This window comes from Actinomadura macra NBRC 14102 (assembly GCF_001552215.1).
GTDB lineage: Bacteria > Actinomycetota > Actinomycetes > Streptosporangiales > Streptosporangiaceae > Spirillospora > Spirillospora macra.
On record NZ_BCQT01000018.1, the window covers coordinates 143744 to 153399 of the forward strand.

The window sequence follows — 9656 nt, forward strand, 5'->3', positions numbered from 1 at the left end:
GATTTCGGAGAGAGACCTCGGCTCGCCGTCCGTTGTCATGACTCGCCCTTGGACCTGGACTTGGTGGAAGTCCGATCCTAGCGAAGCCTCAGACGGGCGGAACAGGTCGTGGGTCCGGGAAGGCTTCCGGTCACTGAGCGTTAATATCATGGCGGAGTGTCACTCTGGCTTGCGTCCGATGAAGCCGGCAAGAGGTAGCGGTTCCCCACCGGAGATGATCGGCGGGTGCGTGCGAGAGTCGTCGAGTATTTCCAGGCCGGCGCGTATTTCCAGGCCGGCGCAGATGTCGGCGATCTCGTCCGGGCCGCGGGGTGTGAACGGCACGCCCGCCTCCCGGAAGAGCACGGCGACGGTGTCCAGGGCGGGCGTTCGCTCGACATGGGTGAGCGCGACGTGACTGCCCGGCGCGAGACCCGCCACCAGCTCGCCGAGGACGCCGCGCGGGTCGTCCTCGTCGGTCAGGAAGTGCAGGACGCCGAACAACAGCACCCCGGCCGGCCGCCCGAAATCGATCACCCGCCGCAGCTCGGGATGCGCCAGCAGGGCGGCGGGCTCGCGGACGTCGGCGGCGACCGCGCACGTCCCCGCGTTCACGGCGAGAAGTGCCCGTGCGTGCGCGATCACCATCGGGTCGTTGTCGACGTAGCCGACCCGGCAGGCCGGATCGGTGCCCCGCAGCGCCCCCGCGACGCCATCCGTGCCGGGAAGCCCGCATCCCACGTCGATGAACTGCCGCAGCCCGATCTCCCGCGCGAGGTGACCGACGGCGTGCTCGGTGAACGCCCGGTTCGCCTGGACGAGCCGGGAGATGATCGGAGCCTTCAACAGCGCCCACTCCACCATCTCCCGGTCCACCGCGTAGTTGTCCTTGCCGCCGAGGAGGTAGTCGTTCATCCTGGCGGCGCTGGGGGCCGGTGCGCTGAGCCCTGGCCGGACCTCTGGCCGGTCGAGACCGGCCGGAGTCTCCGGGTGCCGATGGGCGTCCTCCATGAGGGAGGCGACGGCCCATCGGCTCAGGTTGAGCACCGACCCGGTGTTCACGGCAATCGCCATCCTTCTCTGATGGCCACTCCGAACCAGAAGGTGGACGTCCCGTTCCGGTTGCGATGGGTGCCGTGGTCAGCGGCGAGCGCCCGCATCAGAACCAGCCCCCGTGCGTGGTTCTGCGAGGGCTCTTCCGGCAGCCGGGCCTGCCCCCGCAGACCACCGCCGTCGGTGACCTCGACCCGGACGAAGCGGTCGATGTGCAGTGCGGACAACATGACGGTCCCGTCCCGGCGCGGCCGGGCGTAGAGAACCGAACTGGTGATGGCCTCGCTGGTCAACAGCTCCAGGTCGGCGAGTTCGGACCGGGCGGCGCCGAAGTACTGGCCGACCAGTTCGCGGACATAGGAGCGGCCGAGCCGAACGGCGGCCGGTGTCGCGGCGAGATCGATCTCGCCGAGGAGGCGCCCGGTTGACTTGCCGTTGTTCCAGGCGGACGAGGTTGCGAGTTCCAGCGAAGGAGCGGGGGCCGGGGCCGGTACCAGGACCGGGGTTCCCGACCATGCGTCTGGTGCGTTCATGGCAGCGACGGCTTCACGTCTCCGTGTCGGGCTGTAAGCGAACATTGCTTCCAATGGCCTGCTGGGAGTCGGACATCGGCCCTTGCATGCGGGCCGGAAGAGACGCGCCCACACGACAGTCACTTTTACGCACGGCACCCGGGTCAGTCACCGACGCTTGCGCGCATGCAAGGGCCCTATGTCACCCTGCGAAGGGTTACTCTGTGTAATTAATCCGTGACTCGCGTCTCCTGCGGGCACCCCCTGCCGCCAGGCACGCGACGAGTCGCCCGAAGGATGTCCGGAGTCGCCTGAGCTGCGGTTTCGGGCAACTTTCGGCCCCCGTAAACCCTCAATTCGGGTCAGTACAGAGCCAGTCCGGGAGGAGGGGAGCGGCCGGCGAGGTTCAGCGTGCCGGGGGACGCCGGAAGCGCACGGGACGTGCGGGACGCAGCGTGCCAGAACGGCGATCGATCTGTCGCCGAAATTGCGAGTTCTGCTCACGATTCTGCTCTGTCCGCCGAACGTGACCGTCTCCCGGAAACACACCCGACTGACAGTTCGTGGGAGACGCGTCGCCGAAATCGGTCTTGACAACCCTGCGCGTTTGCGTGATACCACCTCGCCGGGCGATCGGTGAGGAACGTCTAACGTTCCGGTCAGGCGGCTACGCCCTCCGTGTTCGGGACGAGGAAACGGAACCGCTCGCTCAGACGTGGTCAAGGGCGAGCCGCCAGGTGAGCCCTTGGGCCGGGTTTGCAGTAAACACAGCCGGGGTTGCCGGTCAAGGCGCGAGCCGCTAGACCAGCACCCGGGCCGGGCTTGCGGTCAATACCTCTGCGATCCCGGCAGGAGCCTGGGGGTGGGCGGCCAGCAGCGCCTTCACCGCTGGATTTCCGGACGGGGCCGCGGGCACCTCCCATCCCCCATGCCCCAGCAGCGTGGCGACGGCATCGCAGGTCGACGGGTGGGTGGCCAGCAACCCGGTCACCGGCCCCGGCGCGGCGACGGACACGGGCGGCACCGTCCCTGCCGACGTGCCCGCGGCCGTCCCTGCCGCCGTCCAGGGCGGCTCCCACGCGTCCACGGCGGGCAGCGCGGCGGGGAACGTCCGGGCGGCCTCCCGGACGAGCACCGGTACCAGCTCGCGTGCGTGTTCCCGCAGCGTCGTGATCAGGCTGGGCAGCCACGGCAGCAGGACGGTGTCCGGCAGCCGGGCGAACGCCTTCGACATGACCTCGACGATGAGCGGCGCCAGCACCGGGAACGGTTCGAGCGCCTGCACGAACCCGCTCATGTAGAGCGGGAACGCCGGGATGACCAGGGGGTTTGCGAGCAGTTCGTCGCAGCGCCGCCGCAGCTCGGCGAGCGGCGCCAGGCCGAGCTGCGACTGCGCGGCCCACAGCAGCGCGACCTTGGCGGGCGCCTCGGGATGCGACTGCCGGACGGCGAGTTCGAGCTGGGCGTGGTCGCAGCCGAGCGACAGCGCGAGGCTCTCCATCCCGAACAGGAACCCGAGCATGGCGGCGACCTGCCGCACGCCGGTGTCCTCGTCCACGAACGCGGTCGGCAGCAGCGTGCAGTAGTGCGCGTAGCCCTCGGTCACGAACGCCTTGCACCACGCCGGAAGCTCCGGTTCCGTGGCGCGGTAGTGGGCGAGCAGCCGCCGGACGCGGCGCAGCACCTCCGGTGCGTCGTCCACCGTGCGTTCGGCGGCCAGCAACTCCACCGCACGCGCGCCGAGCTCATCGGGGAGCCGCCGCCCGCCGAGGTAGAGGACGGCGTTCTCGACGGCTTCCAGCGCGCCGGCGGCGGTCGCCTTCGGCCCCCACACCGCCCGCCGGAGCCGCTGTTCCAGTACCTGCTCGACGGTGACGCCCTCGTAGCCCAGTTCGACGATCGAGCGCTGGTTGCGGCCGATCGCGAGGTCCCAGCTCTCCTGGATGGAGCGCTCGCCGAGCTTCCTCGACCCCATGATGGGGCGGACGGCGCCGTCGGGCAGCAGCCTCCGCAGGATCCAGAGCAGCCGCGAGCAGGGCGCGAGGGCCGGGTCCGCGTCGAGGTTCAGCAGCGCCCGCTGGATGGTGCGCTTCTGGAGGTCCAGGCCGAGCGGCTCCAGCCGGTCCAGGACGTCCCGAGCCAGCGGTGGCAGCGATTCGTAGCCGACCGAGCCGATCCGGTCGCCGCCGAGGAGGATCTCGCACAGCCGCCGTACGTCCCGGCGGCCGGGCACCGAGTCCTTCTCGATACAGGTGATCGCTGCGTCCTGGAAGTCGTACGGCGTCGGGCGTGCCCGGCCCCGCATCCCCGCCAGCAGGATCGAGGTCTCGAACACCGCGATGGCGTCGGCCGTGCTGGACAGGTAGCCGTTGCGACGCGCCAGCCGGACGATGTCGACGCACCAGCCGAGCAGCTCCGCCTCGTCCAGGCCGTCCAGGACGGGTGGGCTCGACAGGTATCCCGACAGCCGGTCGGCGACCGGCCCGTCCACGACCGGCGCCACGGCCGGCGCGGACGCCCGCTTCGACTTCCTCGCCGGTGCCGTGCCGCCCTTCTGCCCGTCCAGCCGGAACGGTGTCACGCCGCCGCGCTTCAACGCCTTCGCGAACGTCGCCGCCGCGATCGACACCGAACCCGACGCGAGCCCGAACTGCGCCTCGATCGCCGAGTGGCTGGACGGGATCAGCCCGTACCGCCAGCGCGTCGCCGTCCGCGGGCTGATCTCGTACGGTTCCGCGTCCGCCGACAGCCCGAACTGCTCGACCCGGCTGGCGGCGTGGAACGCGCCGCACACGTACAGGCAGTCCGACGGGGCGGTGCCGGTGGCCGCGAGGTGCTCGCGCATCCGCGTCCACATGTACCGTTCGCGGTCCTCGTCGCGGCGGTCACGGTCGCCGCGGGTGGGGCGCAGCCGCCGGAAGAGGCTGCCGATCAGCACCATGACCTGCCGGTAGGTGTCGTAGTCGGCGCCGTACAGCGGCTGCTCGACGTACTGGTCCCACCATTCCGACCAGTGCCGCACCCTTCCGTGGTGCAGCAGGTGCGCCTCCAGCTCGGCGAAGCCGGGGCGCAGGTCGCCGATCTCGACCCCGACCGCGTCGCCGTGCAGCGCCGCGTCGCCGTCCTCGGTGCCGGGTTCGTCCTCGGTACCGGTTTCGGCCTCGGACGCCGGTGTGTCCGCCGGCTCCCACTGGTACACGTGGTCGGTGGACCGGTCGACCAGGACGATCTCGACGCCCGGGGTGTCCAGCGCGTACGCGATGGCCTGGTACTCCGCCGACGCCTCGGTGATCGGCGCGATGACGCTGAGCGGTGCCCAGGCCATCGGGAAGCCGTCCGGCTCGCTCGCGAACGCCTGCAACGCCACCGGCAGCCGGCAGTTGCGCAGTTCGTCCAGCAGCGGCGCCATGTCCTCGCACAGCTCCAGGTAGATGACCGACGGCCGCTTGTCGCGCAGCCGCCGCGCCATCGCCAGCGCCGACGCGGGCGAGTGGTGGCACACCGGGAAGATCTCCAGCCGCTCGCCGAGCGCGCGGCCGACGTCCTCGACCATCCCCGTGAGGATCCCCGACACCGCGTCCTGCCCGCCGAAGACCCGCGCGGCGTCCTGGAGCTGGTCCCGCAGCGCGCCGAACGCGCTCCCGGCGGTGGCGCCGGTGGCGGCGCCGGCGGTGGTGGCGCCGTCCGCGCCGATGTCGACGCTCACGACAGGGTCGAGATCGCCTGGCGGCCGCCCTCAAGGAAGCCCGTCCACGGGCCGCCGCCCTCCTTCTTGCTGCGCGGCTCGACGACGCCATGCCAGAACTTGTTCAGGATCGCGAGATCCTCCGGGCTGCGGCGCGCGAGCGATCCGACCAGGGACCCGCCGAGCGTCTCCGCGCGCAGGGTCGCGTCGCCGAAGAACTGGCTGTGCAGGATGGCGTCCTCCAGCACGCCGATCTGCTCGGCGGTGGACAGCGCCGACTCCAGCTTCTCGTCGTCGCTGGTGGCGGACGCCGCCGCGGCACGCAGGTCGGCGAAGCTCTGCAACAGCACGTCCAGCAGCGTCGGCGGCAGCTCCAGCTCGATGCTGTGCCGGCGCAGCAGCTCGCTCGTCCGGAACCGGACGATCTCCGCCTCGCTGCGTTTGTTGGTCACCACCGGGATGCGGACGAAGTTGAACCGCCGTTTCAGGGCCGACGACAGGTCGTTGACGCCCCGGTCGCGGCTGTTGGCCGTCGCGATGATCGAGAACCCGGGCTTGGCGAACACGATGTTGTCGTCGTCCAGCTCCGGGATGGACACGTACTTCTCCGACAGGATCGAGATCAGCGCGTCCTGGACGTCGCTGGTGGAGCGGGTGAGCTCCTCGAACCGGCCGATCACCCCCGCCTCCATCGCCGTCATGATCGGCGAGGGGATCATCGACTGCCGGGACTGCCCCTTGGCGATCACCATGGAGACGTTCCAGGAGTACTTGATGTGGTCCTCGGTCGTCCCCGCCGTGCCCTGCACGACCAGCGTCGAGTTCCGGCTGATCGCGGCCGACAGCAGCTCGGCGAGCCAGCTCTTGCCCGTCCCGGGGTCGCCGATGAGCAGCAGTCCCCGGTCGGACGCCAGCGTCACGATCGCGCGCTCGACGAAGCTCCGGTCACCGAACCATTTCTGCGGGATCTCGCGGTCCAGGCCGTCCGCGCGCTCGGAGCCGAGCACGAACAGCCGCACCATCTTCGGGCTGAGCCGCCACGAGAACGGCTTGGGGGAGTCGTCGATCGACTCCAGCCAGTCGAGTTCCTCGGCGTACTTCACCTCGGCGGGCGCGCGCAGCATGTCGTCGGTCATGATGTCTCCGTGAGTTGTCAGGTGGCCGGGCGTCAGTCGAGGAAGGTCTTCAGCTCTGCGACGAGCTTGCGGATGTGCCCGGAGATCACGGGCGTGCCGAGGTTCTTGAAGCGCTCGCGGAACCACGGATTCACGATCTGCGTTCCCGAGCTGTTCACCGAGCCCACCGGGATGAACTTCACGCCGGAGCGGTGCACGGCCTCGATCCCGTCGAACAGCGGCTGGGACCGGTCGAACTCGTAGAAGTCGGAGATCCACACCAGCACGGTGTTCCGCGGGTCGGTGATCTTCGGTCGCGCCATCTCCATGGCGACGGGGCCATCGTTGCCGCCCCCGAGGTTCGTGCGCAGCAGCACCTCGAACGGGTCGGCCACCCACGGCGTGAGGTCGAGCGCCCGCGTGTCATAAGCGATCAGGTGCACGTCGACCTTCGGCAGCCCCGCGAAGATGGACGCGAGGATCGTGCAGTTCACCATCGAGTCGACCATCGACCCTGACTGGTCGACCACCACGATCATCTTCGCGGGCGTCGTCCGTTTCGCGGTGTGCCGGTAGAACAGCCGGTCGACGTAGAGCCGCTCGTCCTCCGGGCTCCAGTTCGTGAGGTTCTTCCAGATCGTCCGTTCGAGGTCGAGGTTGCGGAACACCCGCTTGGGCGGGACGGACCGGTCGATGGTCCCGGCGCTCGTCTGCTGCACCTGCGTTCGCAGCACCTCGGCGACCTCGTCCACGAACCGGCGGATCAGCGCCTTGGCGTTGGCCAGCGCGACCCCCGACAGGTTCGCCTTGTCGCGCAGCAACTGCTCGATCAGCGACATGCTCGGCGTCAGCCGGCTCGCGAGCCGCGGGTCGGCCAGCACCTCCCGCAGCTGCATCCGCCTGACCAGGTCGCCTTCGAGCTCGGACAGCACGCCGCCCGCCTGCGCGGCGCCCTCCTCGCCGAGTGCCTGCCTGAGCCACCCCGCGTCCTTCTGCCAATCGGCGAGCTGGTTCGCGCTGACGTTGCCGGCCCCCGTGCAGAACACGTTGAGTAGCAGCTTGGAGACCAGCGCCGCACGCCGCACCCGCTCGGCGGGCTCACCCGCCTCGTCCGCCCCCTCGCGCGGAGCCATCAGGTCGTTCATCTCGGTGGCGAGGTCGGGGAAGCGCTGCACGATGGTGTCGACCGAGACGCCGGGATCGAGCAGCGCGGGCGGGAGACCGAGATCGTCGACGATCGCGACGCTCGCCGACTCCAGTGACGGCTGCTCCTCGGGGTCGAAGACGCGGGCCAGCAGCCGCCAGTAGAGCACCTGCCGCCGGTTGTCATCAGCATCGCTCATTTGCGCAGCAACCGTCCCGCCCGCTCGCGCAGCACGGCCACGACGTCCCCGGAGCGCGCCACCGCCTTCACGACCTTGGGGTCGGTCGCGCCGAGCGCCCAGTCACCGCCATGCGCCTCGACCGGCTTCTTCTTCACCGTCGCCTGGACGGCGAGGGGCTGGAGCCGCCACGCACCGCCGTCCCAGCGGACGAGCCCCACGCAGGCCGACGACGCGGCCACCAGCGCGGGGGTGAGAGGCCCGCAGGACGGGAGCCGATCCACCTCGACCTCGATCCGGTGGCCGTCCAGCACCCAGGTGGTGCCGTCCACCGTGTATCCCTCCAGCAGCACGGGCTCGGAGATCCGGGCCGGGTGCCGGTCCAGCGGCGGGACGGCCGGGGCGACGGCCTCACCGAGCATCAGCCGCGCGGTCGCGAACGGGTCGGCCGCCGCGTCGGGACGCGCCCTGGAGTCGTCCCACAGGAGGTGGCCGTCGCGCAGGGTGAGGTCTTCGACGGCGACGCCGCGGCGCTCGGCGAGCGCCTTCATCAGCACCGGGTGCCCGCCGAACAGCTGCCAGACCGCCGGGCCGACGATCGTGTCGACCTTCGCGGCGGCGACACCCGTCCGCACCAGCCGCGGCCGCGCGCCGGGCGACTCCAGGACGCCGTGCACCTCCACCTGGACGGCCGTGCCGTGCTCGTGGACGTCCACGCCGAGGGGGAGCAGGCGCCCGGTCACGGTCTCCGCGGGCCCGCGGGGGAAGGCCGAGTGCGACAGCAGCACGCCGCGCGCCCACAGGTCGGCCCACCGTCGCACGGGCAGCCGCTCCAGCGTCGCGACCGGGCACGACGCCCGCAGCTCCGCGGCCAGGCCGTCCAGCAGGACGCCCAGCCGCCGCAGCCGGGGCTCGGCGAGCACCGCTTCGAGCGTCTGGTCGGAGGCCGACACCAGGTCGTGGTCGACGCCGCGCCATCCCGCGATGGCCAGCTCGTTCAGCCAGGACCGGCAGCCGCTGAGCAGGTTCTCCGGGACGCCCTCGGTCTCCCCGGGGCCGTCCCAGCCGTCCCGCTCCCGCCCGAGCGCATCGTCCAGACGCGACAGGAGCGCGTCGTGGACGGCCCCGAACAGGGCGCCGCGCGCCCCGGCGAGCGCGGCGAGCTGCTCGTCCCCGACCGACCCGGCGGTGAGCTTCCCGAGCGCCTCACCCGCCGGCCGCCCGAGCGGCGAGCCGTCCAGTGCCCCGGCGAGCGCGCCGAGCGCCGCCGCGCGCCGCTCGTCGAGGCGCCCGAGCCCGTGCACGAGCGCGTCGTCGAACCCGTCGGCGAGACCGAGCGCCTCGTCCACTCCCGCCGGTGGTTCGGCCAGTTCCGCGAGCTGTACCGCGAGCATCAGCCCACCGCCCCGGTGGCGGGGAACCAGTGCATCTCCACCAGCGGCTCGGCGGTGCCGGGCAGCTCCAGATACGCCAGGTGCCGGAGGAACCGGCTGAAGACGACGGCCGCGGGCGCCGGCTCCTTCGTCCCGTTCAGCCCGCTCATGAGGCTCTCGCCCGCACCGACCTCGACCTTCAGGTAGCGCGCCACCCGGTCGAGGCCGTACTGCCGCACCGCCTCGTCCGCCAGCGCGTGCAGGTGCTTGCACGGGTACGTCCCGCTCAGCCCGCCGCACGGCCGGTTGTTGTTGGTACTGCAACTGAACCCGTGCGTCTTCGCCGCGATGGACGAGACGTACACGCGGGCGATGTCCGACCCGCTCGACACCACGCCTTGCAGCCGCCCGTCCGCCAGTTCGACGAACGGCACCTTGGCGAGCTTGCGCGGTTCGGCGGGTGGCACCACCCGCACCGCGCTGCGCCGTTCCCACGCGGTACTGTCCGCGCTCATCTGCTCCCGACCCCCAGCCAGAACGACGATCATGAACCGGAAAAGCTACCGGGACCCGAACCGCGCAGGGGTTCGAATCCCTCAGCCGCCAGAACACTCCCA

Annotated in this window: 7 protein-coding genes; all 7 read right to left on the bottom strand. The window is 71.1% G+C overall.

Going from position 1 to position 9656, the window contains the following annotated elements; all coding sequences use genetic code 11:
• Positions 1 to 159 precede the first annotated feature (159 nt).
• Positions 160 to 1053, bottom strand: a complete 894-nt coding sequence (locus tag AMA02S_RS28405) for an SAM-dependent methyltransferase (RefSeq protein WP_084265683.1) — start codon at positions 1051 to 1053, stop codon at positions 160 to 162.
• The gene (locus tag AMA02S_RS28410) at positions 1038 to 1565 is read right to left on the bottom strand and encodes an ATP-binding protein (RefSeq protein ID WP_067463859.1); all 528 of its coding nucleotides are present in this window, start codon (positions 1563 to 1565) and stop codon (positions 1038 to 1040) included. Before AMA02S_RS28410 ends, AMA02S_RS28405 begins: the two co-directional genes overlap by 16 nt.
• A gap of 778 nt (positions 1566 to 2343) precedes the next feature.
• The gene (locus AMA02S_RS28415) at positions 2344 to 5250 is read right to left on the bottom strand and encodes a DUF5682 family protein (protein ID WP_439951615.1); all 2907 of its coding nucleotides are present in this window, start codon (positions 5248 to 5250) and stop codon (positions 2344 to 2346) included.
• Positions 5247 to 6365, bottom strand: a complete 1119-nt coding sequence (locus tag AMA02S_RS28420) for an ATP-binding protein (protein WP_067463862.1) — start codon at positions 6363 to 6365, stop codon at positions 5247 to 5249. The genes AMA02S_RS28415 and AMA02S_RS28420 overlap by 4 nt, the downstream gene beginning before the upstream one ends.
• 32 nt (positions 6366 to 6397) lie before the next feature.
• Positions 6398 to 7687 (bottom strand): VWA domain-containing protein, encoded by a 1290-nt coding sequence (locus tag AMA02S_RS28425; RefSeq protein WP_067463865.1) that lies wholly within the window; start codon positions 7685 to 7687, stop codon positions 6398 to 6400.
• A complete protein-coding gene (locus tag AMA02S_RS28430) occupies positions 7684 to 9060 on the bottom strand; it encodes a hypothetical protein (RefSeq protein ID WP_067463867.1) in 1377 nt (458 codons plus the stop codon). Before AMA02S_RS28430 ends, AMA02S_RS28425 begins: the two co-directional genes overlap by 4 nt.
• A complete protein-coding gene (locus AMA02S_RS28435) occupies positions 9060 to 9554 on the bottom strand; it encodes a hypothetical protein (protein WP_084265685.1) in 495 nt (164 codons plus the stop codon). Before AMA02S_RS28435 ends, AMA02S_RS28430 begins: the two co-directional genes overlap by 1 nt.
• Between the last annotated feature and the right edge of the window lie 102 nt (positions 9555 to 9656).

Excerpts from the sequence above, each read along its gene's own strand:
- AMA02S_RS28420 (WP_067463862.1), bottom strand. The coding sequence starts at position 6,365 with ATGACCGACGACATGCTGCGCGCGCCCGCCGAGGTGAAGTACGCCGAG.
- AMA02S_RS28425 (WP_067463865.1), bottom strand. The coding sequence starts at position 7,687 with ATGAGCGATGCTGATGACAACCGGCGGCAGGTGCTCTACTGGCGGCTG.
- AMA02S_RS28410 (WP_067463859.1), bottom strand. The coding sequence starts at position 1,565 with ATGAACGCACCAGACGCATGGTCGGGAACCCCGGTCCTGGTACCGGCC.
- AMA02S_RS28430 (WP_067463867.1), bottom strand. The coding sequence starts at position 9,060 with ATGCTCGCGGTACAGCTCGCGGAACTGGCCGAACCACCGGCGGGAGTG.
- AMA02S_RS28435 (WP_084265685.1), bottom strand. The coding sequence starts at position 9,554 with ATGAGCGCGGACAGTACCGCGTGGGAACGGCGCAGCGCGGTGCGGGTG.
- AMA02S_RS28405 (WP_084265683.1), bottom strand. The coding sequence starts at position 1,053 with ATGGCGATTGCCGTGAACACCGGGTCGGTGCTCAACCTGAGCCGATGG.